The organism is Paenibacillus sp. OT2-17 (genome assembly GCF_009827695.1).
Taxonomy (GTDB): Bacteria; Bacillota; Bacilli; order Paenibacillales; family Paenibacillaceae; genus Paenibacillus; species Paenibacillus polymyxa_B.
This window is the reverse complement of the sequence record NZ_WUDQ01000997.1, coordinates 1-698: the sequence shown is the minus strand read 5'-3', so window position 1 is coordinate 698 and position 698 is coordinate 1. Positions and strand designations below refer to the sequence as shown.

Here is a 698-nt window from a genome sequence, read left to right as displayed (position 1 = left end):
AGAAGAAGCCATGTCGATCTTCCAATATGCTAAAGAGAAAAATCTGGTTGTACAATGCTATCAGAATAGACGTTATGACTCGGATTTCCTCACTACCCAGAAGGTTATTGAATCAGGAAAACTTGGAGATTTGCTGGAAGTGGAGATGCATTACGATTATTATCGCCCTGAGATTCCAAATTCTACCTCTCATTTTTCCAAGTATAACAGTTACCTATATGGACATGGCGTTCATACCACTGACCAGGTTCTTTCCTATTTTGGGAAGCCGGACACAATCCATTACGATGTTCGTCAATTGCTGGGTGCTGGGAGAATGAATGATTACTTTGATCTGGATTTTTACTATCCCTCGCTCAAGGTATCCATCAAATCCAGCTTTTTTCGCTTAAAAGAGCGGCCGAGTTTTGTTGTATACGGCAAAAAAGGCGTTTTTATAAAGCAAACGAAGGATCGTCAGGAGGAGCATCTGAAATTATACTATCTGCCTAAGGGACACGCCGATTTCGGCATCGACCTGCCCGAGCATTACGGCATCTTAACATATTTGGATGATAAAGGCGAGTATCATGAAGAAAAAGTCGTTTCTGAAAAGGGAGACTATGCCCGAGTGTATGACGATATTTATCAGTCGATCGTATTTGGTAAAGAAAAAGTGATTAAAGACGAAGAAACGATAATTTGTATGGAAATACTTG

At 40.4% G+C, this 698-nt stretch carries 1 protein-coding gene; it reads left to right on the top strand.

Annotated elements, in window-relative coordinates:
* Positions 1-698 (top strand): Gfo/Idh/MocA family protein (locus GRP75_RS28685; protein WP_160791081.1); only part of this gene is annotated, 698 nt, incomplete at both ends.